The organism is Pseudomonas sp. GW821-FHT05H12, assembly GCF_059419385.1.
The window spans coordinates 1-25,939 of the sequence record NZ_JBWKRS010000025.1 but is presented as its reverse complement, the minus strand read 5'-3'; the positions used below and the strand labels follow the sequence as shown (position 1 = coordinate 25,939).

At 55.1% G+C, this 25,939-nt stretch carries 29 protein-coding genes and 4 tRNA genes; all 33 read right to left on the bottom strand.

What is annotated here, in order from left to right:
* Window positions 1-11: 11 nt before the first annotated feature.
* A complete protein-coding gene (rplE, locus tag AC07SU_RS20730; protein WP_003194642.1) occupies window positions 12-551 on the bottom strand; it encodes a 50S ribosomal protein L5 in 540 nt (179 codons plus the stop codon).
* A gap of 22 nt (window positions 552-573) precedes the next feature.
* Window positions 574-888, bottom strand: coding sequence for a 50S ribosomal protein L24 (gene rplX / locus AC07SU_RS20725; protein ID WP_007896770.1), 315 nt, complete (start codon window positions 886-888; stop codon window positions 574-576).
* 11 nt (window positions 889-899) lie between these two features.
* The gene (gene rplN, locus AC07SU_RS20720; protein ID WP_002555479.1) at window positions 900-1,268 is read right to left on the bottom strand and encodes a 50S ribosomal protein L14; all 369 of its coding nucleotides are present in this window, start codon (window positions 1,266-1,268) and stop codon (window positions 900-902) included.
* 23 nt (window positions 1,269-1,291) lie between these two features.
* Complete coding sequence (gene rpsQ, locus AC07SU_RS20715; protein WP_003176419.1) at window positions 1,292-1,558, bottom strand: 30S ribosomal protein S17; 267 nt, start codon at window positions 1,556-1,558, stop codon at window positions 1,292-1,294.
* A 2-nt stretch (window positions 1,559-1,560) separates the two neighbouring features.
* Window positions 1,561-1,752, bottom strand: coding sequence for a 50S ribosomal protein L29 (rpmC, locus tag AC07SU_RS20710; protein WP_002555481.1), 192 nt, complete (start codon window positions 1,750-1,752; stop codon window positions 1,561-1,563).
* Window positions 1,752-2,165, bottom strand: a complete 414-nt coding sequence (rplP, locus tag AC07SU_RS20705; protein ID WP_003176421.1) for a 50S ribosomal protein L16 — start codon at window positions 2,163-2,165, stop codon at window positions 1,752-1,754. The genes rpmC and rplP overlap by 1 nt, the downstream gene beginning before the upstream one ends.
* Window positions 2,166-2,177: 12 nt before the next feature.
* Entirely contained in the window at window positions 2,178-2,864 is a 687-nt protein-coding gene (gene rpsC, locus AC07SU_RS20700) for a 30S ribosomal protein S3 (RefSeq protein ID WP_003176422.1), read from the bottom strand.
* A 13-nt stretch (window positions 2,865-2,877) separates the two neighbouring features.
* Window positions 2,878-3,210 (bottom strand): 50S ribosomal protein L22, encoded by a 333-nt coding sequence (rplV, locus tag AC07SU_RS20695; protein WP_003103908.1) that lies wholly within the window; start codon window positions 3,208-3,210, stop codon window positions 2,878-2,880.
* Between the two features lie 11 nt (window positions 3,211-3,221).
* A complete protein-coding gene (gene rpsS / locus AC07SU_RS20690; RefSeq protein ID WP_002555486.1) occupies window positions 3,222-3,497 on the bottom strand; it encodes a 30S ribosomal protein S19 in 276 nt (91 codons plus the stop codon).
* A gap of 16 nt (window positions 3,498-3,513) precedes the next feature.
* Window positions 3,514-4,338: a 50S ribosomal protein L2 gene (gene rplB / locus AC07SU_RS20685; RefSeq protein WP_003186055.1), complete on the bottom strand. Its 825-nt coding sequence runs from the start codon at window positions 4,336-4,338 to the stop codon at window positions 3,514-3,516.
* A gap of 14 nt (window positions 4,339-4,352) precedes the next feature.
* Window positions 4,353-4,652: a 50S ribosomal protein L23 gene (gene rplW, locus AC07SU_RS20680; RefSeq protein WP_002555488.1), complete on the bottom strand. Its 300-nt coding sequence runs from the start codon at window positions 4,650-4,652 to the stop codon at window positions 4,353-4,355.
* A complete protein-coding gene (gene rplD / locus AC07SU_RS20675; RefSeq protein WP_003176424.1) occupies window positions 4,649-5,251 on the bottom strand; it encodes a 50S ribosomal protein L4 in 603 nt (200 codons plus the stop codon). Before rplD ends, rplW begins: the two co-directional genes overlap by 4 nt.
* Before the next feature lie 12 nt (window positions 5,252-5,263).
* A complete protein-coding gene (gene rplC, locus AC07SU_RS20670) occupies window positions 5,264-5,899 on the bottom strand; it encodes a 50S ribosomal protein L3 (protein ID WP_003194649.1) in 636 nt (211 codons plus the stop codon).
* An 81-nt stretch (window positions 5,900-5,980) separates the two neighbouring features.
* Window positions 5,981-6,292 (bottom strand): 30S ribosomal protein S10, encoded by a 312-nt coding sequence (rpsJ, locus tag AC07SU_RS20665; protein ID WP_003186070.1) that lies wholly within the window; start codon window positions 6,290-6,292, stop codon window positions 5,981-5,983.
* A 158-nt stretch (window positions 6,293-6,450) separates the two neighbouring features.
* Complete coding sequence (tuf, locus tag AC07SU_RS20660) at window positions 6,451-7,644, bottom strand: elongation factor Tu (protein WP_005791980.1); 1,194 nt, start codon at window positions 7,642-7,644, stop codon at window positions 6,451-6,453.
* A gap of 30 nt (window positions 7,645-7,674) precedes the next feature.
* A complete protein-coding gene (gene fusA / locus AC07SU_RS20655) occupies window positions 7,675-9,780 on the bottom strand; it encodes an elongation factor G (protein ID WP_176999251.1) in 2,106 nt (701 codons plus the stop codon).
* A gap of 30 nt (window positions 9,781-9,810) precedes the next feature.
* Window positions 9,811-10,281, bottom strand: a complete 471-nt coding sequence (rpsG, locus tag AC07SU_RS20650; protein WP_002555493.1) for a 30S ribosomal protein S7 — start codon at window positions 10,279-10,281, stop codon at window positions 9,811-9,813.
* A gap of 118 nt (window positions 10,282-10,399) precedes the next feature.
* Window positions 10,400-10,771 carry a 30S ribosomal protein S12 gene (gene rpsL / locus AC07SU_RS20645; protein ID WP_002555494.1) on the bottom strand — a complete coding sequence of 124 codons (372 nt, stop codon included), beginning with the start codon at window positions 10,769-10,771 and terminating at the stop codon, window positions 10,400-10,402.
* 216 nt (window positions 10,772-10,987) lie between these two features.
* Window positions 10,988-15,187 carry a DNA-directed RNA polymerase subunit beta' gene (gene rpoC / locus AC07SU_RS20640; RefSeq protein ID WP_016969474.1) on the bottom strand — a complete coding sequence of 1,400 codons (4,200 nt, stop codon included), beginning with the start codon at window positions 15,185-15,187 and terminating at the stop codon, window positions 10,988-10,990.
* Window positions 15,188-15,251: 64 nt separating this feature from the next.
* Entirely contained in the window at window positions 15,252-19,325 is a 4,074-nt protein-coding gene (gene rpoB, locus AC07SU_RS20635; RefSeq protein ID WP_016969475.1) for a DNA-directed RNA polymerase subunit beta, read from the bottom strand.
* A 219-nt stretch (window positions 19,326-19,544) separates the two neighbouring features.
* Window positions 19,545-19,910, bottom strand: coding sequence for a 50S ribosomal protein L7/L12 (gene rplL / locus AC07SU_RS20630; RefSeq protein WP_176999250.1), 366 nt, complete (start codon window positions 19,908-19,910; stop codon window positions 19,545-19,547).
* Between the two features lie 78 nt (window positions 19,911-19,988).
* Complete coding sequence (gene rplJ, locus AC07SU_RS20625) at window positions 19,989-20,489, bottom strand: 50S ribosomal protein L10 (RefSeq protein WP_016969477.1); 501 nt, start codon at window positions 20,487-20,489, stop codon at window positions 19,989-19,991.
* 199 nt (window positions 20,490-20,688) lie between these two features.
* A complete protein-coding gene (rplA, locus tag AC07SU_RS20620) occupies window positions 20,689-21,384 on the bottom strand; it encodes a 50S ribosomal protein L1 (protein ID WP_028618134.1) in 696 nt (231 codons plus the stop codon).
* Window positions 21,384-21,815: a 50S ribosomal protein L11 gene (gene rplK / locus AC07SU_RS20615; protein WP_003176435.1), complete on the bottom strand. Its 432-nt coding sequence runs from the start codon at window positions 21,813-21,815 to the stop codon at window positions 21,384-21,386. Before rplK ends, rplA begins: the two co-directional genes overlap by 1 nt.
* A 117-nt stretch (window positions 21,816-21,932) precedes the next feature.
* Window positions 21,933-22,466 (bottom strand): transcription termination/antitermination protein NusG, encoded by a 534-nt coding sequence (gene nusG, locus AC07SU_RS20610; RefSeq protein ID WP_003176436.1) that lies wholly within the window; start codon window positions 22,464-22,466, stop codon window positions 21,933-21,935.
* A gap of 9 nt (window positions 22,467-22,475) precedes the next feature.
* Window positions 22,476-22,844, bottom strand: a complete 369-nt coding sequence (secE, locus tag AC07SU_RS20605; protein ID WP_003194658.1) for a preprotein translocase subunit SecE — start codon at window positions 22,842-22,844, stop codon at window positions 22,476-22,478.
* A 45-nt stretch (window positions 22,845-22,889) separates the two neighbouring features.
* Window positions 22,890-22,965: transfer RNA gene (locus tag AC07SU_RS20600), tRNA-Trp, on the bottom strand.
* A 161-nt stretch (window positions 22,966-23,126) separates the two neighbouring features.
* Window positions 23,127-23,202 (bottom strand) — tRNA-Thr (locus tag AC07SU_RS20595).
* 26 nt (window positions 23,203-23,228) lie between these two features.
* A tRNA-Gly gene (locus AC07SU_RS20590) sits at window positions 23,229-23,302 on the bottom strand.
* Window positions 23,303-23,326: 24 nt separating this feature from the next.
* Window positions 23,327-23,411: transfer RNA gene (locus AC07SU_RS20585), tRNA-Tyr, on the bottom strand.
* 143 nt (window positions 23,412-23,554) lie between these two features.
* The gene (locus AC07SU_RS20580) at window positions 23,555-23,998 is read right to left on the bottom strand and encodes a hypothetical protein (RefSeq protein ID WP_176999249.1); all 444 of its coding nucleotides are present in this window, start codon (window positions 23,996-23,998) and stop codon (window positions 23,555-23,557) included.
* Window positions 23,999-24,005: 7 nt separating this feature from the next.
* Complete coding sequence (locus tag AC07SU_RS20575) at window positions 24,006-24,755, bottom strand: pantothenate kinase (RefSeq protein ID WP_494998089.1); 750 nt, start codon at window positions 24,753-24,755, stop codon at window positions 24,006-24,008.
* Window positions 24,745-25,704 carry a bifunctional biotin--[acetyl-CoA-carboxylase] ligase/biotin operon repressor BirA gene (gene birA, locus AC07SU_RS20570; protein ID WP_494998088.1) on the bottom strand — a complete coding sequence of 320 codons (960 nt, stop codon included), beginning with the start codon at window positions 25,702-25,704 and terminating at the stop codon, window positions 24,745-24,747. Before birA ends, AC07SU_RS20575 begins: the two co-directional genes overlap by 11 nt.
* Window positions 25,705-25,939 lie beyond the last annotated feature (235 nt).

The window sequence follows — 25,939 nt, the reverse complement described above, 5'->3', positions numbered from 1 at the left end:
TCCTACTCCAATCAGTTGCGGAACGGGAATTTGAAAGCACGCAACAGGGCGCGACCTTCATCATCGTTCTTGGCAGTGGTGGTCAGGGTGATGTCCAGACCGCGGAGAGCATCGATCTTGTCGTAGTCGATTTCCGGGAAGATGATCTGCTCTTTCACGCCCATGCTGTAGTTACCACGACCATCGAAGGACTTGGCATTCAGGCCGCGGAAGTCGCGAACCCGAGGCAGGGAGATCGAAAGCAGACGATCCAGGAACTCGTACATACGCTCACGGCGCAGGGTCACTTTGACGCCGATCGGCCAACCTTCACGGACTTTAAAGCCAGCGATGGATTTCCGAGCGTAGGTCACAACGACTTTCTGGCCGGTGATCTTTTCCAGGTCAGCAACAGCGTGCTCGATGACTTTTTTGTCGCCGATCGCTTCGCCCAGACCCATGTTCAGGGTGATTTTGGTGACGCGCGGAACTTCCATCACGTTCCCGAGCTTAAGTTCTTCCTTAAGCTTGGGGGCGATTTCCTTCCGGTAAATCTCTTGTAGTCGTGCCATGGTCTTATCTACCTAGCAGTGTTCAAGCATCAACCGCTTTTTGGGTCGACTTGAAGACACGAATTTTCTTACCGTCTTCTACTTTGAAACCAACGCGGTCAGCCTTGTTGGTTTCGCCGTTGAAGATGGCGACGTTAGAAGCGTGCAGTGGCGCTTCTTTCTCGACGATACCGCCCTGTACGCCCGACATCGGGTTAGGCTTGGTATGACGCTTGACCAGGTTCAGACCACCAACGACCAGGCGGTCGTCAGCGAGAACCTTCAGCACCTTACCGCGCTTACCTTTGTCTTTGCCGGCGATCACGATGATCTCGTCGTCACGACGAATCTTTTGCATGTCGGATCTCCTTACAGCACTTCTGGGGCGAGCGAGACGATCTTCATGAACTTCTCAGTACGAAGTTCACGGGTCACTGGCCCAAAGATACGGGTGCCGATCGGCTCTTGCTTGTTGTTCAGAAGAACAGCAGCGTTGCCATCAAAGCGGATAATGGAGCCATCAGCACGGCGTACGCCGTGACGAGTGCGGACTACAACAGCAGTCATCACTTGGCCTTTTTTCACTTTACCGCGAGGAATTGCTTCCTTCACGGTAACTTTGATGATGTCACCGATACCAGCGTAACGACGATGGGAGCCACCCAGCACCTTGATGCACATAACACGGCGAGCGCCGCTGTTATCGGCCACATCGAGCATGGATTGAGTCTGAATCATATAATTTCTCCGACCCCTAGTCCTTAGACTTCCACAGCGCGTTCGAGAACATCAACCAGTGCCCAAGACTTGGTCTTGGCCAGCGGACGAGTTTCACGAATAGTGACTTTGTCGCCGATGTGGCACTGATTGGTTTCGTCGTGCGCGTGCAGCTTAGTCGAACGCTTAACATATTTACCGTAGATCGGGTGCTTAACGCGACGCTCGATCAGAACGGTGATGGTTTTGTCCATCTTGTCGCTGACAACACGGCCAGTCAGCGTACGGACAGTCTTTTCGGCTTCAGCCATGATCACTTACCTGCCTGCTGGTTGAGCACAGTCTTCACGCGAGCGATGTCACGCTTAACTTGCGAGAGCAGATGAGACTGCCCCAACTGGCCAGTTGCTTTCTGCATACGCAGATTGAACTGGTCGCGCAGCAGGCCGAGCAGTTGCTCGTTCAGCTGCTGTGCGGATTTTTCACGAAGTTCATTCGCTTTCATCACATCACCGTCCGTTTAACAAAGGAGGTGGCGAGCGGCAGCTTTGCAGCAGCCAGGGCGAAAGCCTCACGCGCCAGCTCTTCAGAAACACCCTCGATTTCATACAGGACCTTGCCTGGCTGAATCTGGGCTACCCAGTATTCCACGTTACCCTTACCTTTACCCATCCGAACCTCGAGAGGCTTTTTGGAGATCGGCTTGTCCGGGAATACACGGATCCAGATCTTGCCACCACGTTTTACGTGACGGGTCAGAGCACGACGCGCTGACTCGATCTGACGAGCGGTGAGACGACCACGAGCTACAGACTTCAGCGCGAACTCGCCGAAGCTGACTTTGCTACCGCGCTGAGCCAGACCACGGTTGTGGCCTGTCATCTGCTTGCGGAACTTCGTACGCTTAGGTTGCAACATTTGGCGTACCCCTTACTTAGCAGCTTTTTTACGAGGCGCTGGTGCTTGTGGTTTCAGTTCTTCTTGGCGACCACCAATTACTTCGCCTTTGAAGATCCAAACCTTTACACCGATCACACCGTAAGTGGTGTGAGCTTCGTAGTTGGCATAGTCGATGTCGGCACGCAGGGTGTGCAGTGGCACACGACCTTCGCGATACCATTCAGTACGTGCGATTTCAGCACCGCCGAGACGACCGCTCACTTGGATTTTGATGCCTTTGGCACCAATGCGCATGGCGTTCTGTACGGCACGCTTCATAGCGCGACGGAACATTACGCGACGCTCCAGCTGCTGAGCTACGCTCTGCGCAACCAGCATACCGTCGAGCTCCGGCTTGCGGATCTCTTCGATATTGATGTGCACAGGCACACCCATTTGCTTGGTCAGGTCCTGACGCAGTTTCTCAACATCTTCACCTTTCTTCCCGATAACGATACCTGGACGAGCGGTGTGGATGGTGATACGTGCAGTTTGGGCCGGACGATGGATATCGATACGGCTTACGGACGCGCTTTTTAGTTTGTCTTGGAGATACTCACGCACCTTCAGATCAGCGAACAAGTAGTCCGCATAAGTCCGACCGTCTGCGTACCAGACGGAGGTGTGCTCCTTGACGATTCCCAGGCGAATGCCAATGGGATGTACTTTCTGACCCATCTCTTCGACTCCGTTACTTGTCAGCAACCTTGACAGTGATATGGCAAGACCGCTTGACGATGCGATCAGCACGGCCTTTGGCACGTGGCATGATGCGCTTCAGCGAACGCCCTTCGTTGACGAAAACGGTGCTGACCTTCAGGTCATCAACGTCTGCGCCTTCGTTATGCTCGGCGTTGGCTACGGCCGACTCCAGCACTTTCTTCATGATCTCGGCGGCTTTCTTACTGCTGAAAGCCAACAGGTTGAGCGCTTCGCCCACCTTCTTCCCGCGGATCTGGTCGGCGACCAAGCGGGCTTTCTGGGCGGAGATTCGAGCGCCCGACAACTTAGCGGCTACTTCCATTTCCTTACCCCTTAACGCTTGGCTTTCTTGTCTGCCACGTGCCCACGATAAGTGCGGGTACCGGCAAACTCGCCCAGTTTGTGGCCGACCATGTCTTCGTTAACGAGAACTGGGACGTGTTGACGACCGTTGTGTACTGCGATGGTCAGACCGACCATTTGTGGCAGGATCATCGAACGACGCGACCAGGTCTTAACTGGTTTGCGATCGTTCTTTTCCGCCGCCACTTCGATCTTCTTCAGTAGGTGAAGATCAATAAAAGGACCTTTTTTCAGAGAACGTGGCACTGTCGTATCCCTCTATTTACTTGCGACGACGGACGATCATTTTGTCGGTACGCTTATTACCACGAGTCTTCGCGCCCTTAGTCGGGAAGCCCCATGGCGATACCGGATGACGACCACCAGAGGTACGACCTTCACCACCACCGTGTGGGTGGTCAACCGGGTTCATGGCAACACCACGAACGGTTGGGCGAACGCCACGCCAGCGTTTGGCACCAGCTTTACCCAGCGAACGCAGGCTGTGCTCGGAGTTCGAGACTTCGCCCAGGGTCGCGCGGCACTCAGCCAGCACTTTACGCATCTCACCAGAACGCAGACGCAGGGTCACGTAGACACCTTCACGAGCGATCAGCTGAGCCGAAGCACCAGCGGAACGAGCGATCTGTGCGCCTTTACCTGGCTTCAATTCGATGCCGTGTACGGTGCTACCAACTGGAATGTTACGCAGTTGCAGAGCGTTGCCCGGCTTGATCGGTGCCAAAGCACCTGCGATCAGCTGGTCGCCAGCGCTCACGCCTTTAGGGGCGATGATGTAGCGACGCTCGCCATCTGCGTACAGCAGCAGAGCGATGTGAGCAGTACGGTTTGGATCGTATTCGATACGCTCGACAGTGGCAGCGATGCCATCTTTGTCGTTGCGACGGAAGTCGACCAGACGATAATGCTGCTTATGGCCACCACCGATGTGACGAGTGGTAATACGACCATTGTTGTTACGACCACCAGACTTCGATTTCTTCTCGAGCAGCGGTGCGTGAGGAGCGCCTTTATGCAGCTCCTGGTTGACCACCTTGACCACAAAACGGCGGCCAGGGGAAGTCGGTTTGCATTTAACGATTGCCATGATGCACCCCTTCCTTACTCAGCACTGCTGCTGAAATCGAGATCTTGGCCTGGCTGAAGGGAGATAACTGCCTTCTTCCAGTCATTACGCTTGCCCAGACCGCGAGCAGTGCGCTTGCTCTTACCCAGAACATTCAGGGTAGTAACACGCTCAACTTTCACGCTGAACAGGCTTTCGACGGCCTTCTTGATTTCCAGCTTGGTTGCGTCAGTTGCAACCTTGAAAACGAACTGGCCTTTCTTGTCAGCCAGAACCGTAGCCTTTTCGGAAACGTGCGGGCCAAGCAGAACTTTAAATACGCGTTCCTGGTTCATCCCAGCAGCTCCTCGAATTTCTTCACGGCCGACACGGTGATCAACACCTTGTCGTATGCGATCAGACTAACTGGATCGGAACCTTGCACGTCACGTACATCAACGTGTGGCAGGTTGCGAGCAGCCAGGTACAGGTTCTGATCAACAGCTTCCGACACGATCAAAACGTCGGTCAGGCTCATGTTGTTCAGTTTGCCCAGCAGGTCTTTGGTTTTCGGGCTTTCAACAGCGAAGTCCTGAACCACGACCAGACGGTCGGTACGCACGAGTTCAGCAAGGATGGAGCGCAGAGCTGCGCGGTACATCTTCTTGTTGAGCTTCTGCGAGTGATCCTGAGGACGAGCTGCGAAAGTGGTACCGCCGCCGCGCCAGATTGGGCTACGGATAGTACCAGCACGAGCACGGCCAGTACCTTTCTGACGCCAAGGGCGCTTACCGCCACCACGAACGTCGGAACGGGTCTTTTGCTGCTTGCTACCTTGACGGCCGCCGGCCATGTAGGCCACGACTGCTTGGTGAACCAGCGTCTCGTTGAACTCGCCGCCAAACGTCAGTTCGGAAACTTCGATCGCTTGAGCGTCATTTACGTTTAATTGCATGTCAGCTTCCCCTTAACCGCGAGCCTTGGCCGCTGGACGTACAACCAGGTTGCCGCCAGTAGCGCCAGGAACAGCACCCTTGACCAACAACAGATTGCGTTCAGCGTCGACGCGCACTACTTCGAGGGACTGCACGGTCACGCGCTCAGCGCCCATATGACCGGACATTTTCTTGCCCTTGAATACACGACCAGGAGTCTGGCACTGGCCAATAGAGCCCGGGACGCGGTGGGAAACGGAGTTACCGTGAGTGTTGTCTTGGCCACGGAAATTCCAACGCTTGATCGTACCCTGGAAGCCTTTACCTTTGGACTGACCGGTTACATCAACCAGTTGACCAGCAGCGAAGATTTCAGCGTTGATCAGATCGCCAGCCTGGTAGTCGCCGTCTTCGAGACGGAACTCCATGACAGTGCGACCAGCTGCAACGTTTGCTTTAGCGAAGTGACCTGCTTGAGCAGCAGTCACGCGCGAAGCACGACGCTCGCCGACAGTGACTTGCACTGCACGATAGCCATCGGTTTCTTCAGTTTTGAACTGGGTGACGCGATTCGGCTCGATCTCAATGACCGTGACCGGAATGGAGACACCTTCTTCGGTGAAAATACGGGTCATACCGCATTTACGACCGACTACACCAATAGTCATGTTGTAAACCTCATGAGTGTACGGGGCTTTCACCCGCTATGGCCGCCCATTTCAGAGCGTTACACGACTAAGACCCGAGTCTTAGCCGAGGCTGATCTGTACTTCCACACCGGCCGCCAGATCGAGCTTCATAAGTGCATCAACGGTTTTATCCGTTGGCTGGACGATGTCCAGTACGCGCTTATGAGTACGGATCTCGTACTGGTCACGCGCGTCTTTGTTGACGTGCGGGGAGACCAGAACGGTGAACCGCTCTTTACGGGTAGGCAGTGGAATTGGACCACGCACTTGAGCACCAGTACGTTTCGCGGTTTCCACGATTTCCTGGGTGGATTGGTCGATCAGGCGATGGTCAAAAGCCTTCAACCTGATACGGATTTGCTGATTTTGCATTGGATTTCAGACTCCGGCTGCTATTCCCACCGGGCGCAATGCGCCCGTTAAAAGGAGGCGCAATTCTATAGACGCCCCAGATAGGTGTCAACCCAATAAAAAAGCCCCCGCTGAGCGGGGGCTTTCTCAAAACATCGGAGCTATCTCAGAAGAGATAATTACTCGATGATTTTAGCTACAACGCCAGCACCAACGGTACGGCCGCCTTCACGGATAGCGAAGCGCAGACCGTCTTCCATTGCGATGGTTTTGATCAGGGTAACAGTCATTTGAATGTTATCGCCTGGCATTACCATTTCAACGCCTTCTGGCAGCTCGCAGTTACCGGTCACGTCAGTAGTACGGAAGTAGAACTGTGGACGGTAGCCTTTGAAGAACGGAGTGTGACGACCGCCTTCTTCCTTGCTTAGAACGTAAACTTCTGCGGTGAACTTGGTGTGCGGCTTAACCGAACCTGGCTTAACCAGAACCTGGCCACGCTCAACGTCGTCACGCTTGGTACCACGCAGCAGAACGCCGCAGTTCTCGCCAGCACGACCTTCGTCGAGCAGCTTACGGAACATTTCAACACCGGTGCAGGTGGTGACGGTAGTGTCACGCAGACCAACGATTTCCAGTGGATCCTGAACGCGAACGATACCGCGCTCGATACGACCAGTCACAACAGTACCGCGACCGGAGATCGAGAATACGTCTTCGATTGGCATCAGGAACGGCTTGTCGGTCAGACGAACTGGTTCTGGGATGTAGCTGTCCAGGGTTTCAACCAGTTTACGAACGGCAGTGGTGCCCATTTCGTTTTCGTCGTTACCTTCCAGAGCCATACGAGCAGAACCGATGATGATCGGAGTGTCGTCACCTGGGAAGTCGTAAGTGCTCAGCAGATCGCGCACTTCCATCTCAACCAGCTCCAGCAGCTCAGCGTCGTCTACCAGGTCAGCCTTGTTCAGGAAAACCACGATGTACGGAACGCCTACCTGACGGGACAGCAGGATGTGCTCACGGGTTTGTGGCATCGGACCATCAGCGGCCGAGCAAACCAGGATCGCGCCGTCCATCTGGGCAGCACCAGTGATCATGTTCTTCACGTAGTCAGCGTGACCTGGGCAGTCAACGTGAGCGTAGTGACGAATAGTCGAGTTGTACTCAACGTGAGCGGTGTTGATGGTGATACCACGAGCTTTTTCTTCTGGTGCGCTGTCGATCTTGTCGAAGTCAACACGAGCCGAACCGAAAACTTCGGAGCAGACGCGAGTCAGAGCAGCGGTCAGAGTGGTTTTACCGTGGTCAACGTGGCCGATGGTGCCAACGTTTACGTGCGGTAGGGAACGATCAAATTTTTCTTTAGCCACGACAATTAACTCCTTGCCTAAAGGACTGAATCAGCCTTGTTTTTTGGATACAGTTTCAGCGATGTGCGCCGGAGCTGTGTTGTATTTTTTGAATTCCATAGAGTAGCTTGCGCGACCCTGGGACATGGAGCGAACGTCGGTCGCATAACCGAACATCTCACCCAACGGAACCTCGGCGCGAATCACTTTGCCGGAAACCGTGTCTTCCATACCCAAGATCATGCCGCGACGACGGTTAAGGTCGCCCATGACATCACCCATATAGTCTTCAGGTGTAACAACTTCTACCGCCATGATCGGCTCAAGCAACTCACCACCGCCCTTCTGGGCCAGTTGCTTGGTAGCCATGGAGGCAGCCACCTTAAACGCCATCTCGTTGGAGTCGACGTCGTGGTAAGAACCGTCAAAAACGGTTGCTTTCAGGCCGATCAGCGGATAGCCGGCAACAACACCGTTCTTCATCTGCTCTTCGATACCCTTCTGGATAGCCGGGATGTATTCCTTAGGAACCACACCACCAACTACTTCGTTCACGAATTGCAGACCTTCCTGACCTTCGTCAGCAGGAGCAAAACGGATCCAGCAGTGACCGAACTGACCACGACCGCCGGACTGACGAACGAACTTGCCTTCGATTTCACAGTTCTTCGTGATGCGCTCACGATAGGAAACCTGAGGCTTACCGATGTTGGCTTCGACGTTGAACTCACGGCGCATCCGGTCAACCAGGATGTCCAGGTGCAACTCGCCCATGCCGGAGATGATCGTCTGACCAGTCTCTTCATCAGTTTTAACGCGGAAAGATGGATCTTCCTGAGCAAGCTTGCCCAGAGCGATACCCATTTTTTCCTGGTCATCCTTGGTCTTAGGCTCTACGGCTACCGAAATAACCGGCTCCGGGAAGTCCATGCGAACCAGGATGATTGGCTTGGCAGCGTCGCACAAGGTTTCACCAGTGGTGACGTCCTTCATGCCGATCAGGGCCGCGATGTCACCAGCGCGTACTTCCTTGATCTCTTCACGGGCGTTTGCGTGCATTTGCACCATACGACCCACACGCTCTTTCTTGCCTTTAACCGAGTTGATCACGCCGTCGCCGGATGCCAACACGCCCGAGTAAACGCGGACGAAGGTCAAAGTACCCACGAATGGGTCGGTAGCAATTTTGAACGCCAATGCCGAGAACGGCTCGTCATCACTTGCGTGACGCTCCATCTCTTCTTCCTCGTTATCAGGGTTGGAACCCTTGATAGCAGGAATGTCGGTTGGAGCAGGCAGGAAGTCGATAACGGCGTCGAGAACCAGGGGAACACCCTTGTTCTTGAACGAGGAACCACAAACAGCCAGGACGATTTCGCCAGCGATAGTGCGCTGACGCAGAGCGGCCTTGATTTCCACGTTGGTGAGCTCTTCACCTTCGAGGTACTTGTTCATCAGCTCTTCGCTGGCTTCGGCAGCAGCCTCAACCATGTTGTTGCGCCACTCGTCAGCCAGCTCTTGAAGCTCGGCAGGGATTGGCTTGCGAACAGGAACCATACCTTTGTCAGCGTCATTCCAGTAGACCGCTTCCATGTTGATCAGATCGATCTGACCCTGGAAGTTATCTTCGGAACCGATTGCCAATTGGATTGGCACCGGAGTGTGACCCAGACGCTGCTTGATCTGACCGATCACGCGCAGGAAGTTGGCACCAGCACGGTCCATCTTGTTTACGTAAACAAGACGTGGAACGCCGTACTTGTTGGCTTGACGCCATACGGTTTCCGACTGAGGCTCAACACCCGAGGTACCGCAGAACACAACGACAGCGCCGTCGAGTACGCGCAGGGAACGCTCTACTTCAATGGTGAAGTCTACGTGGCCCGGGGTATCGATTACGTTGAAGCGATGCTCGTCTTTGTACTGCTTCTCGGAACCTTTCCAGAAGGCGGTAATAGCAGCAGAAGTAATGGTAATACCACGCTCCTGCTCCTGAACCATCCAGTCTGTGGTCGCGGCGCCGTCATGCACCTCGCCCATTTTGTGACTTTTGCCGGTGTAAAACAGTACGCGCTCGGTGGTGGTGGTTTTACCAGCATCCACGTGAGCAACGATACCGATGTTACGGTAGCGGCTAATCGGAGTAGTACGAGCCATAAAGCCCTCGCAAAATTAGTGAAGCTAAAATTAGAAGCGGTAGTGCGAGAAAGCTTTGTTAGCTTCAGCCATACGGTGCACGTCTTCACGCTTCTTAACAGCAGCACCTTTACCTTCAGCAGCGTCCAACAGTTCGCCAGCCAAACGCAGAGCCATAGACTTCTCGCCGCGCTTACGGGCGAAGTCTACCAACCAGCGCATTGCCAGAGCGTTACGACGGGACGGGCGAACTTCAACCGGAACCTGGTAAGTAGCACCGCCTACACGGCGCGACTTCACTTCGACCAGCGGAGCGATGGCGTCGAGAGCTTTCTCGAAGATTTCCAGGGGGTCGCTGTTCTTGCGTTCTTTAACCTTTTCCAGCGCGCCATAAACGATACGCTCGGCAACGGCTTTCTTGCCGCTTTCCATCACGTGGTTCATGAACTTGGCCAGGATTTGGCTTCCGTATTTTGGATCGTCAAGCACTTCGCGCTTGGCTGCTACGCGTCTTCTTGGCATGGATAAGCCCTCAAACGGTCTTCAGGTTCGCTCGGAATCGGTGCCCTTACGGGACGCCTCCGACCTTACTCTTATCGACTCAGAAAATTAGATGATTCAGTGTTACAAAAAGCCGCTACTACTTAGGCTTCTTGGTACCGTACTTCGAACGACCCTGGTTACGACCTTTAACGCCGGAAGTATCCAAGGAGCCGCGTACGGTGTGGTAACGAACACCTGGCAAGTCTTTTACACGACCGCCGCGGATCAGTACCACGCTGTGCTCTTGCAGGTTGTGACCTTCACCACCGATGTACGAGGAAACCTCGAAACCGTTGGTCAGGCGCACACGGCATACTTTACGCAGTGCCGAGTTAGGTTTTTTCGGCGTAGTGGTATACACGCGAGTGCATACGCCACGACGTTGCGGGCAGTTCTGCAGCGCAGGTACGTCGGATTTCTCGACGATACGCTTACGCGGCTGACGTACCAGCTGGTTGATAGTTGCCATCTACTAGCTCCACTGTTGTCTTGCGACGCTATTGTCTTGCAAGAAAAGCAAAATGGCAGGAACGAATTCCCGCCAAATTTAGGGGTACAAGAGTCTAAAGAGGATCTTGCCCCCAGTCAAGGCAAGGCCCCGACCTCCCCTCTCATCGAACTGGGGCAAAATTACCTCGATCCGACGAATGGGGCTGCCAGGGCCCGGACTTATTTATCGCAGAACTCAGTTACCGCTAGAGTTCAGCGCTTCGGTCAGTGCAGCTTCCACTTCACTGGCGCTTACGCGCAACGGCTTGTCAGCATCACGGCGGCGCTTACGCTCGCTGTGGTAAGCCAAACCGGTACCGGCCGGGATCAGACGACCCACAACCACGTTTTCTTTCAGGCCGCGCAGGTAATCGCGCTTGCCGGTTACCGCTGCTTCGGTCAGTACGCGAGTGGTCTCCTGGAAGGAGGCCGCCGAGATGAACGACTCAGTCGACAACGACGCCTTGGTGATACCCAGCAGCACGCGAGTGAACTTGGACACGAATTTGTCTTCGTTCGTCAGGCGCTCGTTTTCCACCAGTACGTGAGTCAGTTCCATCTGGTCGCCCTTGATGAAACTGGAATCGCCGGATTCAGCGATTTCAACTTTACGCAGCATCTGACGCAGAATGGTCTCGATGTGCTTGTCGTTGATCTTCACGCCTTGCAGGCGGTAAACGTCCTGGATCTCGTTAACGATGTACTTGGCCAGCGCACTCACACCCAGCAGACGCAGGATGTCGTGTGGATCGCTCGGACCGTCGGAGATAACTTCGCCGCGGTTTACCTGTTCGCCTTCGAACACGTTCAGGTGACGCCACTTCGGAATCAGCTCTTCATACGGATCACTACCGTCGTTCGGGGTAATGACCAGACGGCGCTTGCCCTTGGTCTCTTTACCGAACGCGATGGTGCCGCTGACTTCAGCCAGAATCGACGCTTCTTTCGGACGGCGCGCTTCGAACAAGTCGGCAACACGCGGCAGACCACCGGTGATGTCACGGGTCTTCGAAGTTTCTTGCGGGATACGCGCGATAACATCACCGATCGCGATCTTCGCACCATCCGCTACACCGACCAGGGCGTTGGCTGGCAGGAAGTACTGAGCGATAACGTCAGTGCCTGGCAGCAACAGATCCTTGCCGTTGTCATCAACCATCTTCACGGCTGGACGGATGTCTTTACCGGCAGCTGGACGATCTTTAGCGTCGAGTACTTCAATGTTGGTCATACCGGTCAATTCGTCAGTCTGACGCTTGATCGTGATGCCTTCTTCCATGCCCACGTAGGTCACGGTACCTTTCATTTCGGTAACGATCGGGTGAGTGTGCGGATCCCACTTGGCCACGATTGCGCCAGCGTCGACCTTGTCACCTTCTTTAACCGAAATCACAGCACCGTACGGCAGCTTATAACGCTCACGCTCACGACCGTAGTCATCAGCGATTGCCAGCTCACCGGAACGGGACACAGCAACCAGGTGGCCATCCACTCGCTCAACGTGCTTCAGGTTGTGCAGACGGACGGTACCGCCATTCTTCACCTGAACGCTGTCGGCTGCAGAAGTCCGGCTTGCCGCACCACCGATGTGGAACGTACGCATGGTCAGCTGGGTACCCGGCTCACCGATGGACTGGGCAGCAATAACGCCGACCGCTTCACCGATGTTCACCTGGTGACCACGAGCCAAGTCACGGCCGTAGCACTTGGCGCAAATGCCGTAGCGGGTTTCGCAGCTGATCGGCGAGCGAACGATCACTTCGTCGATGCTGTTGAGTTCGATGAACTCGACCCACTTTTCGTCTACCAGGGTGCCAGCAGGAACGATAACTTCCTCGGTACCCGGCTTGAATACGTCACGGGCAATAACACGACCCAATACGCGCTCACCCAGCGGCTCTACAACGTCACCGCCTTCAATGTGCGGCGTCATCAGCAGGCCATGCTCGGTGCCGCAATCGATCTCGGTTACAACCAGATCTTGTGCAACGTCTACCAGACGACGAGTCAGGTAACCGGAGTTAGCGGTTTTCAACGCGGTATCCGCAAGACCCTTACGAGCACCGTGAGTGGAGATGAAGTACTGGAGTACGCTCAAACCTTCACGGAAGTTCGCAGTAATCGGCGTTTCGATGATGGAACCGTCCGGCTTGGCCATCAGACCACGCATACCGGCGAGCTGACGGATCTGCGCAGCAGAACCCCGTGCGCCCGAGTCGGCCATCATGTACATCGAGTTGAAGGACTCTTGGTCAACTTCGTCGCCGTGACGGTCGATGACTTTCTCTTTCGAGAGGTTGGCCATCATCGCCTTGGAAACTTCGTCGTTCGCCTTCGACCAAAGGTCGATTACCTTGTTGTACTTCTCGCCCTGGGTTACCAGGCCGGAGGCGTACTGGCTTTCGATCTCTTTCACTTCGTCGGTGGCAGCACCGATGATGCGGGCTTTTTCATCCGGGATAACGAAGTCGTTAACACCGATGGAAACGCCGGAAATGGTCGAGTAAGCAAAACCGGTGTACATCAACTGGTCAGCGAAGATCACGGTCTCTTTCAGACCAACCACGCGGTAGCACTGGTTGATCAGCTTGGAGATCGCCTTTTTCTTCATCGGCAGGTTGACGACGTCGTACGACAGACCTTTTGGCACAACTTGATACAACAGCGCACGGCCGACAGTGGTGTCGACGATACGGGTGTTGGTCACGCTGCCACCATCACGGTCATTGACGGTTTCGTTGATCCGCACTTTGACCTTGGCGTGCAGTGCGGCTTCGCCGGCACGGAACACACGGTCAACTTCTTGCAGGTCAGCAAACACACGACCTTCGCCCTTGGCGTTGATCGCTTCACGGGTCATGTAGTACAGACCCAATACAACGTCCTGCGACGGAACGATGATTGGCTCACCGTTGGCTGGCGACAGAATGTTGTTGGTCGACATCATCAACGCACGCGCTTCCAACTGGGCTTCCAGTGTCAGCGGTACGTGCACGGCCATTTGGTCGCCGTCGAAGTCGGCGTTGTACGCAGCACAGACCAGAGGGTGCAGCTGGATAGCCTTACCTTCGATCAGTACCGGTTCAAACGCCTGGATACCCAGACGGTGAAGCGTCGGTGCACGGTTGAGGAGAACCGGGTGTTCGCGAATCACTTCAGCGAGAACATCCCAAACCTCTGGCAGTTCGCGCTCGACCATTTTCTTGGCCGCTTTGATGGTGGTCGCCAGACCGCGCATTTCCAGCTTGCCAAAGATGAACGGCTTGAACAGCTCCAGCGCCATCTTCTTAGGCAGACCGCACTGGTGCAGACGTAGGGTCGGGCCTACGGTAATTACCGAACGACCGGAGTAGTCAACACGCTTACCGAGCAAGTTCTGACGGAAACGACCTTGCTTACCCTTGATCATGTCAGCCAAGGACTTCAGAGGACGCTTGTTCGAACCGGTGATAGCGCGGCCACGACGACCGTTGTCGAGCAAGGCATCGACCGCTTCCTGCAACATACGCTTTTCGTTGCGCACGATGATGTCCGGAGCGGACAGATCAAGCAGGCGCTTCAAGCGGTTGTTACGGTTGATCACGCGACGGTACAGGTCGTTGAGGTCAGAGGTCGCGAAACGACCACCGTCCAACGGTACCAGCGGTCGCAGGTCTGGCGGCAGAACCGGCAGAACGGTCAGCACCATCCACTCTGGCAAGTTGCCGGAACCCTGGAAGGCTTCCATCAACTTCAGACGCTTGGACAGCTTCTTGATCTTGGTTTCGGAGTTGGTTTGCGGAATTTCTTCGCGCAGACGGCCAATCTCGTGCTCCAGGTCGATAGCGTGCAGCAGTTCGCGGACAGCTTCGGCACCCATGCGGGCATCGAAATCGTCGCCGAACTCTTCCAGCGCTTCGAAGTACTGCTCGTCGTTCAGCAGCTGACCTTTTTCAAGGGTGGTCATGCCTGGATCGATAACGACATAGCTCTCGAAGTAGAGAACGCGTTCGATATCACGCAGGGTCATGTCCATCAGCAAGCCGATACGGGACGGCAGCGATTTCAGGAACCAGATGTGGGCTACTGGCGAAGCCAGTTCGATGTGCGCCATGCGCTCACGACGAACCTTGGCCAGTGCAACTTCAACGCCGCACTTCTCGCAGATCACACCACGGTGTTTCAAGCGCTTGTACTTACCGCACAGGCACTCGTAATCCTTTACCGGGCCAAAGATCTTGGCGCAGAACAGGCCGTCACGCTCAGGTTTGAACGTACGGTAGTTGATGGTTTCCGGCTTTTTAACTTCACCGAACGACCACGAACGGATCATCTCAGGCGATGCCAACCCAATACGGATGGCGTCGAACTCTTCGACTTGACCCTGGTTTTTCAGCAAATTCAGTAGGTCTTTCAAGGCCTTTCCTCCTGGCGGAGCAGAGAGCGGGCTAAACAGCCCCGCTCTCGATTCGCGTCACGTGTTATTCGGTTTCCAGATCGATATCGATGCCGAGGGAACGAATTTCTTTGATCAACACGTTGAAGGACTCGGGCATGCCCGGCTCCATACGGTGATCGCCGTCCACGATGTTTTTGTACATCTTGGTCCGACCGTTCACATCGTCCGACTTCACTGTGAGCATTTCTTGCAGAGTGTAAGCAGCACCGTATGCTTCCAGTGCCCAGACCTCCATCTCCCCGAAACGCTGACCACCGAACTGAGCCTTACCACCCAGCGGCTGCTGGGTAACCAGGCTGTACGAACCGGTAGAACGAGCGTGCATCTTGTCGTCTACCAAGTGGTTCAGCTTCAGCATGTACATGTAGCCAACAGTAACCGGGCGCTCGAACTTGTTGCCGGTACGGCCGTCGAACAGCTGCATCTGGCCGCTTTCTGGCAGGTCTGCCAGTTTCAGCATGGCCTTGATTTCGCTTTCCTTGGCACCGTCGAACACCGGGGTAGCCATTGGAACGCCGCCGCGCAGGTTCTTCGCCAGATCCAGGATTTCCTGGTCAGAGAAGGTGTCCAGCTCTTCGTTGCGACCGCCGATCTCGTTGTAGATCTCGTGCAGGAACTTGCGCAGGTCTGCGACCTTGCGCTGCTCTTCGATCATACGGTTGATCTTCTCGCCCAGACCTTTGGCCGCGAGGCCCAGGTGGGTTTCAAGGATCTGGCCAACGTTCATACGCGAAGGTACGCCCAACGGGTTGAGGACGACGTCGACCGGGGTGCCATTGGCATCGTGCGGCATGTCTTCAACCGGCATGATCACGGAGACCACACCCTTGTTACCGTGACGACCGGCCATCTTGTCGCCCGGCTGAATGCGGCGACGGATTGCCAGGTAAACCTTGACGATTTTCAGCACGCCTGGAGCCAGGTCATCGCCCTGCTGCAGTTTGCGCTTCTTGTCTTCGAACTTGTCGTCCAGCAGACGGCGGCGATCAACGATGTAGGCCTGGGCCTTCTCGAGCTGCTCGTTCAGAGCATCTTCAGCCATGCGCAGTTTGAACCACTGGCCGTGCTCAAGACCGTCGAGGATTTCGTCGGTGATGTCCTGACCTTTCTTCAGACCTGCGCCGCCTTCAGCCTTGTGGCCTACCAGAGCGGAACGCAGACGTTCGAAGGTCGCACCTTCAACGATACGGAACTCTTCGTTCAGGTCCTTGCGGATCTCGTCGAGCTGGGTCTTCTCGATGGAGAGTGCACGAGCATCACGCTCAACGCCGTCACGGGTGAAGACCTGTACGTCGATGACAGTACCCTTGGTGCCAGTCGGCACACGCAGGGAGGTGTCTTTAACGTCGCTGGCTTTTTCACCGAAGATGGCACGCAGCAGTTTTTCTTCCGGAGTCAGTTGGGTCTCGCCTTTCGGAGTGACCTTACCGACCAGGATGTCGCCTGCGCCTACTTCAGCACCTACGTAAACGATACCGGCTTCATCCAGCTTGTTCAGTGCAGCTTCACCCACGTTCGGGATGTCTGCAGTGATTTCCTCTGGGCCAAGCTTGGTGTCACGCGCCACACAGGTCAGTTCCTGAATGTGGATCGTGGTGAAGCGGTCTTCTTGAACAACACGCTCGGACAGGCAGATGGAGTCTTCGAAGTTGAAGCCGTTCCATGCCATGAACGCGATGCGCATGTTCTGACCCAGAGCCAGTTCACCCATGTCGGTGGACGGGCCGTCGGCCATGATGTCGCTACGCTGAACGCGATCACCCTTGCTCACCAGCGGACGCTGGTTGATGCAGGTGTTCTGGTTCGAGCGGGTGTATTTGGTCAGGTTGTAGATGTCGACACCGGCTTCGCCAGTTTCAACTTCGTCATCGGCAACACGAACCACGATACGGCTGGCATCAACGGAGTCGATCACGCCGCCACGACGAGCCACGACGCAAACGCCGGAGTCACGGGCTACGTTACGCTCCATGCCGGTACCTACCAGCGGCTTGTCAGCGCGCAGGGTCGGTACAGCTTGACGCTGCATGTTGGAACCCATCAACGCACGGTTGGCGTCATCGTGCTCCAGGAACGGGATCAGCGACGCTGCAACCGAAACTACCTGCTTCGGCGAAACGTCCATCAAGGTGACGTCTTCCGGCGCCTTGACGGTGAACTCGTTCAAGTGACGAACAGCTACCAGCTCGTCGACCAGGACTTTCTTGTCGTTCATCGTGGCCGAGGCCTGAGCGATCACGTGATCAGCTTCTTCGATGGCGGACAGGAACACGATCTCGTCGGTGACCAGTGCGTCTTTCACCACGCGGTACGGGCTCTCGAGGAAGCCGTACTGGTTGGTGCGCGCATAAGCGGCCAGGGAGTTGATCAGACCGATGTTCGGACCTTCCGGCGTTTCGATCGGGCAAACACGACCATAGTGCGTCGGGTGTACGTCACGAACTTCAAAGCCTGCACGCTCACGGGTCAGACCGCCCGGGCCCAGTGCGGATACACGGCGCTTGTGGGTGATCTCGGAGAGCGGGTTGTTCTGGTCCATGAACTGGGAAAGCTGGCTGGAACCGAAGAACTCTTTCACCGCCGCAGCCACTGGCTTGGCGTTGATCAGGTCTTGCGGCATCAGGCCTTCGCTTTCAGCCATCGACAGGCGCTCTTTGACCGCACGCTCAACACGTACCAGGCCAACGCGGAACTGGTTCTCGGCCATCTCGCCTACGCAGCGAACACGACGGTTACCCAGGTGATCAATGTCATCGACGATGCCTTTACCGTTGCGGATGTCGACCAGGGTCTTCAGTACCGCGACGATGTCTTCCTTGCACAGCACGCCCGAACCTTCGATCTCGGTACGACCGATACGACGGTTGAACTTCATCCGGCCGACCGCAGACAGGTCATAGCGCTCAGGGCTGAAGAACAGGTTGTTGAACAGGGTCTCGGCTGCGTCTTTGGTTGGAGGCTCACCAGGACGCATCATGCGATAGATCTCGACCAGCGCTTCCAATTGGTTGCTGGTGGAGTCGATCTTCAGCGTGTCGGAGATGAACGGACCGCAGTCGATATCGTTGGTGTACAGGGTCTCGATGCGAACAACCTGGGCCTTGGCGATCTTGGCCAGGATCTCGGTGTTCAGCTCGGTGTTGCACTCGGCCAGGATTTCGCCTGTTGCCGGGTGAACGATGACCTTGGCGGTAGTACGACCCAGAACGTAGTCCAGAGGTACTTCCAGCTCTTTGATACCGGCTTTTTCGATCTGGTTGATGTGGCGCGCAGTAATACGACGGCCAGCCTCAACAATGACCTTGCCCTTGTCATCCTGGATGTCCAGAACGGCAATTTCACCACGCAGGCGCGAAGCGATCAGCTCCAGCTTGAGGGTTTCATCCTTCAGGCTGAATACGTTGGTGGTGTAGAAGGCGTCCAGCACCTGCTCGGTGGTATAGCCGAGCGCGCGCAGCAGTACCGAGGCCGGCAGCTTGCGACGACGGTCAATACGTACGAACACGCAGTCTTTCGGGTCGAACTCGAAGTCCAACCACGAGCCGCGGTACGGAATGATCCGCGCGGAGTACAGGAGTTTGCCGGAGCTGTGCGTCTTGCCGCGGTCGTGGTCGAAGAACACGCCCGGGGAACGGTGCAGCTGGGAAACGATCACACGCTCGGTACCGTTGATAACGAAGGTACCGTTCTCTGTCATCAATGGGATTTCGCCCATGTAGACTTCTTGCTCTTTGATGTCCTTGATCGCTTTGTTCGACGATTCTTTGTCGAAAATGATCAGGCGCACTTTTACCCGCAAAGGTACGGCGTAAGTAACACCGCGCAACACGCATTCTTTGACATCAAATGCCGGTTCGCCCAGGCGATAACCGACGTACTCCAGCGCAGCATTGCCGGAGTAGCTGATGATCGGGAAAACGGATTTGAAGGCCGCATGCAGGCCCACGTCGCGGAACTGATCTTTGGTCGCTCCCGCCTGCAAGAATTCACGATACGAATCCAGCTGGATAGCCAGAAGGTACGGGACATCCATGACGTCCGGCAACTTGCTAAAGTCCTTGCGGATACGTTTTTTCTCAGTATATGAGTAAGCCATCAGCGTTCCCCAGCTTGGTCACCTGCTTGTTTGGCCCCTCCGACGGGAGCAGCCAGAAAATCTCGCAAACCCCATGGTTTGCACCACCGCATCGGGTGGCTACAGCGCGTTAATGGCGGCGACCGAGTCGACAGCCAAGAACGGAAAAAGGCCGGTGGCAAGAGCCACCAGCCATCAGCCTTCAGCTTAACGCTTGGGCTGGAGACGCAAGGTCGATGCTTACTTCAGCTCGACTTTAGCGCCTGCTTCTTCCAGTGCTGCTTTGGCTTTGTCAGCTGCGTCTTTGGCAACAGCTTCCAGAACCAGGGCAGGAGCGCCGTCAACTACAGCCTTGGCTTCTTTCAGGCCCAGACCGGTCAGTTCACGTACTGCCTTGATCACGTTTACTTTCTTCTCGCCAGCTTCGGTCAGCATGACGTTGAATTCGGTTTGCTCTTCAACAACGGCAGCAGCAGCAGCTGGGCCAGCGGAAGCAGCGGCAGCGGAAACGCCGAATTTTTCTTCGAAAGCTTTGATCAGCTCAACAACCTGCAGAACCGACATTTCAGCTACGGCGTTGAGGATATCTTCTTGGGAGATAGACATTACTGTATTTCCTGAATTGGGGGACGGCCTACGAGGCCATCGAAATAAACAAAAATACGCGAGAGAAGTTGCTCAGCCTTAGGCTGCGGCAGCTTCTTTTTGCTCGCGAACTGCAGCCAGAGTACGAGCCAGCTTGCTGGTAGCGCCTTGAATCACGCTCATCAGCTGCGAAATGGCTTCGTCGCGGGTCGGCAGTGTTGCCAGTACGTCGATTTGGTTAGCTGCGAGGAACTTGCCCTCGAACGCAGCTGCCTTGATCTCGAACTTATCCTGACTCTTGGCAAACTCTTTGAACAAACGGGCAGCAGCGCCTGGATGTTCTTTGGAGAACGCGATCAGAGTCGGGCCAGTGAACACGTCGTTGAGAACACTGTATTCAGTGTCAGCAACAGCGCGCTTGAGCAGGGTGTTACGTACAACACGTACGTATACGCCAGCTTCACGAGCCTCTTTACGGAGTCCGGTCATAGCGCCTACTGTCACACCACGGGCATCAGCCACGACAGCGGACAGAGCAGCTTTGGCAGCCTCGTTGACTTCAGCGACGATGGCCTTCTTGTCTTCGAGATTAATTGCCACGGGTTTAACTCCTGCTTGTTACCGTTTCATCTGGCCGGAGCCGGATGTCGTTTTGGTGTCTGATTCGGTAAGGAACCGGGAGCACCATCTGCGTAGGCTTGTGGTTTAAGACTTGCGTCGCCTACGGTCTTGGATAGCCCCCGCCAGGCAGGGACCCCAATTTTTTCAATTGGCGCAATCTCTCGCGCCAACTTGTGTCTTATACGTCCAACGAGCCTTGGTCGATGACCAGACCTGGGCCCATAGTGGTGCTCAGGGTAACGCGCTTGACGTAGATACCTTTCGAGGAAGCTGGCTTGATACGCTTCAGGTCAGCGATCAGGGCTTCAACGTTTTCCTTCAGCTTGACGGCGTCGAAACCGACCTTGCCAACGGAGGTGTGAATAATGCCGTTCTTGTCAGTGCGATAACGAACCTGACCAGCCTTGGCGTTTTTAACCGCGGTAGCTACGTCTGGGGTTACGGTGCCGACTTTAGGGTTAGGCATCAGACCACGTGGGCCCAGGATCTGACCCAACTGACCTACAACGCGCATTGCATCCGGGGAGGCAATAACTACGTCATAGTTCAGGTCGCCGCCTTTCATTTCGGCAGCCAGGTCGTCCATGCCAACGCGGTCTGCGCCAGCGGCCAGAGCAGCTTCAGCAGCCGGGCCTTGGGTGAAGACAGCAACACGTACAGTCTTGCCAGTACCGTGTGGCAGCACAGTTGCGCTACGAACGACCTGGTCGGATTTACGTGGGTCAACACCCAGGTTTACAGCAACGTCAACGGACTCGCTGAACTTGACAGTCGACAGCTCGGTCAGCAGGGCAGCAGCGTCTACAAAGCTGTAGGACTTGCCCGCTTCGATTTTGCCGGCGATAGCCTTTTGGCGCTTGGTCAGCTTAGCCATTACACACCCTCCACGTTAAGGCCCATGCTACGAGCAGAACCGGCGATGGTACGCACGGCTGCATCCATATCAGCTGCAGTCAGATCCGCGTTTTTGGTTTTCGCGATTTCTTCCAGCTGAGCACGAGTTACGGTGCCAACCTTAACGGTGTTAGGACGAGCGGAACCGCTAGTCAGACCAGCAGCTTTCTTCAGCAGAACCGAAGCCGGGGTCGACTTGGTTTCGAAAGTGAAGCTACGGTCACTGTAGACAGTGATGATCACTGGAGTCGGCAGACCTGGCTCAAGACCCTGAGTACGGGCGTTGAAGGCCTTGCAGAATTCCATGATATTCACGCCGTGCTGACCCAGAGCTGGACCGACGGGTGGGCTTGGGTTGGCCTGAGCGGCCTTCACTTGCAGCTTGATGTAAGCGGTAATCTTCTTGGCCATGAGGCACTCCAATTACGGGTTCAAACGCCTCGAAAGGCTCCCCGGTTACTTGCGCGTTTATCCCAGTGACGACAAAACCCCACAGCCTAAGGCTGCGGGGTTGGGATGCTTGCTCAGCTAGACCTTCTCGACCTGACTGAACTCCAACTCTACCGGAGTAGAGCGACCGAAAATGAGCACAGCCACTTGGATCCGGCTCTTTTCGTAGTTAACTTCTTCGACAGTGCCGTTAAAATCAGCAAACGGACCATCTGTAACACGAACAACCTCACCCGGTTCGAACAACGTCTTCGGCTTGGGCTTGTCGCTGCCATCAGCAACACGACGCAGAATTGCTTCCGCCTCTTTGTCAGTGATTGGAGCAGGCTTATCAGCTGTACCGCCGATAAAACCCATAACACGAGGGGTATCTTTGACTAAGTGCCAAGTACCTTCGTTCATGTCCATTTGAACCAGCACGTAGCCTGGAAAGAACTTGCGTTCGCTCTTGCGCTTCTGGCCATTCCGCATTTCGACCACTTCTTCAGTGGGAACCAGAATTTCGCCGAAGCCATCTTCCATGCCTGCCAGCTTTACGCGCTCCAGCAAAGAGCGCATAACATGCTTCTCGTAACCCGAGTAAGCATGCACAACGTACCAACGCTTAGCCACGGGACACCCTTAGCCAACAATCAAGGAAACAAGCCAGCCGAGCAGGGAATCAAGCCCCCACAACAGCAACGCCATAACCAGAACAACAGCCACCACAATCAGGGTGGTCTGCGTAGTTTCTTGGCGAGTCGGCCAAACGACTTTACGAATTTCGGTGCGAGCTTCCTTTACCAGGACTGCGAAAGACTTACCCTTAGCAGTCTGCAGGCCTACAAAGGCAGCTACAGCAGCAAGAGCAAGCAATGCGAGCACACGGTACAGGATCGGCGAAGCAGAATAGTACTGATTGCCAACAACGCCTACGACCACCAACGCGACTACGGCGAGCCACTTGACCAGATCGAAACGAGAGCTTTGAGCTTCAGCCTTAGGAGTCATCTATGAAGATCCTGTGAAAAGAAAGCCAGACACACCACGTGAATCTGGCAGGTCAGGAGGGAATCGAACCCCCAACCTACGGTTTTGGAGACCGTCGCTCTGCCAATTGAGCTACTGACCTAAAACAAAATCAGGCCGACCATTATGCAGGCCTGAAAAAGACTTTACAACAACCAACCCCAAGAGACTTGAAATCACCCAGCAACAAAGCCAAGCACAACACCATCAAGCCGAGGCAGCTGTTAAAACAAAGGCAGATATTTTCATATCTGCCTTGTTATATGGAGCTCTTGAGCGGATTTGAACCGCTGACCTCACCCTTACCAAGGGTGTGCTCTACCAACTGAGCTACAAGAGCGAAACACCTTGCACAACCTGCAAACTTGGAGCGGGTAGCGGGAATCGAACCCGCATCATCAGCTTGGAAGGCTGAGGTTCTACCACTAAACTATACCCGCGGAGCTTGCAGCTCACGCTAAAAATGGTGGAGGGGGAAGGATTCGAACCTTCGAAGTCGTAGACGTCAGATTTACAGTCTGATCCCTTTGGCCGCTCGGGAACCCCTCCTAAGCGAGCCGGCATTTTACATTACGCCGACCTTCTGTCAAGCATTTTCTCATTTAAAAATATGAGGTTAGCTGCGTTGACCTTTGCTTCACCGTGTTGACCGTAAAGGTCTTCACTGCGAAGCGGGCGCCATTCTATGCAAACTATTCGAGAGATGCAACGCCTTCGCACAACATTATTTTATGTTTTAACTCATTGAATTCCTTAGCAAGGTTTTCAAAGGGCAGATCGTCAGCGAGGCGCCTGCTTTCAGGGGCAACACGAAGCCAATAACCCGAGACCTCCGACGTATTGAGCAATTGCATCTTGACCTTTATATCCAGACTGATGAGGCGCTGCTCAAGCACTGATGCTTGTCGCTGATCCGCAAAGCCACCCAGGTACAAGCAGGTATTCACCTCAGAGGCCTTGCCCCTGTCACGTTTTTGCACCGCGTCGGAGGACTCACTCAGCAGGCGGATATCCTGCTGAGAGCCCTTGTAGAGACTCAGAGGAGTGACATCCTTTGCCCGTAACGGCGCCTCTTGCTGATGCCAAATGTAGTAAAACGCATTGAGGACCAGTAAAAGCAGAAACAGCCAACGCATAAACACCTCAGGACAAAGGGCACGCCATCGCCAGACCAACAAAGACCAGATCCGGAACAAGCCGAGCTTGAGGCACAGCCTCCGAAACGAGCTCGGCATCCCCGCCTGTGAGAAACACCGTGAACTCATCCCCCCAGTAACTTCGAGCAAGCTCCAGTTGAGTCAGCACGAACCCTCTCAGCATGAGCGTACAGCCGCGCTCGACTGCCTCTACGGTGGTACGACCTGGCAACAAGCGCGCCAATGCCTGCTCGGCGGCGGCATCGTCGTAACGGATCTTGCGGGTATGAGTTCGCAACTGGTTACGCATTAGCGGCATCCCAGGGCAGATGAAGCCTCCCAGGTGCTCACCATCCGCAGCAATAAAATCGGCCGTTGCTGCTGTACCGAAATCAAGCACCAGGCAGGCACTCGAAGCTAATTTGAAGGCACCGAGCATTGCCAACCAGCGATCGAGCCCGAGGCGCTCGAACTCCTCATACCCATTGCGAACGCCCGCCATGTCGCGGGCGGGCGCAGCGCAAGACACGACAACCCCAAAAGCCGCCTCCAAGGCCGCCACCAACTTGCTCGTTTCCTCCAAAGCCCGAACACTCACCAAACGACAGCGTGTCAGCAAGAGGCCTGGTATCGCTGACAGGCTATCTATCAACGCGACATCCGAACCGACGACGCCTTCCGCAAAAGCGCCTACCGCTGGCAAATCAAGCACACGCCACTTGATGAAGCTGTTCCCACAGTCGAGCTCAAGAATCATCACGCAACCTCAGGCTTAATTCACCACCGCTGTATGTCTTTTCGACACCCTCGACACTCAACCGCAATGCCCCCTGACGATCGACACCCAAGACCACCCCTTCAATATGGTTAACTCCGGCTATGAGGGAAACAGCTTTACCCTGCCACAAATGATTCCGCTCCCACTCTTCCTGGAGCGCGGAAAAGCCGGAAGCCTTATGCAGGTCCAGATAGTGCTGCAGCTGCTGGCCAAGCCTTGCAACAAGAAGGTTGCGATCAAGAGGAAAACCGGTTTCCAGCTGCACCGAAGACCACTGCTGATCAACCTCTGCGGCATTCTGCATATTCACGTTGATCCCGATGCCCAGGACAACATGACAGATATCAGCGGGGTCCCCGACCAACTCAAGCAAAATTCCGGCAATTTTCTTCCGACCGACAAGAACGTCGTTTGGCCACTTCAAAGCCGCGCCTTGCACCCCCGACTCACGCAGGGCCTGCATGACAGCCAATCCGACGACGAGGCTCAACCCCTCTAACTGCCTCAGACCGCCCTCAATGCGTAACACAAGGCTGTAATACACGTTCTGTGCAAATGGACTGACCCATGCCCGCCCCCTCCTCCCCCGGCCTGCCGTTTGCTGCTCTGCGAGCACCAGGAACGGCGCGGCACAACCGGCCTCGACAAGGCGCAATGCTTCGGCATTGGTGGAGTCAATGGAGTCTGAAATATGGACGGGCCAGGCCGCAGTAGCCGAATTTGAAGCGATCTCCTCGGCATCCAAGAAGACCAGGGGGGATGCCAACTGATATCCCCGTCCTCGAACCTTATGGATAGGGAGATTCAATTCAGTCTCCAGATGCTGCAGCTGCTTCCAGACAGCACTGCGACTGACACCGAGCGCAGCACCCAATGCCTCTCCGGAATGGAAGCGGCCATCTTTCAAGAGTTTCAACAACGTCAGCATGCAAGTATCGCCTCACAATGAGGCACGCATGATAGCCATGCGTAGAGCCATTGCATAGAAAGGCAGGGGCTTGGCGCGAAAAGCGCGCGCAACAAAAGCGTCAAATACTTTTCGACCGCGCAAAACAAAACCCCATCTGCTTTCGCAAATGGGGTTTCGGAATTTAATCTTGACGATGACCTACTCTCACATGGGGAAACCCCACACTACCATCGGCGATGCATCGTTTCACTGC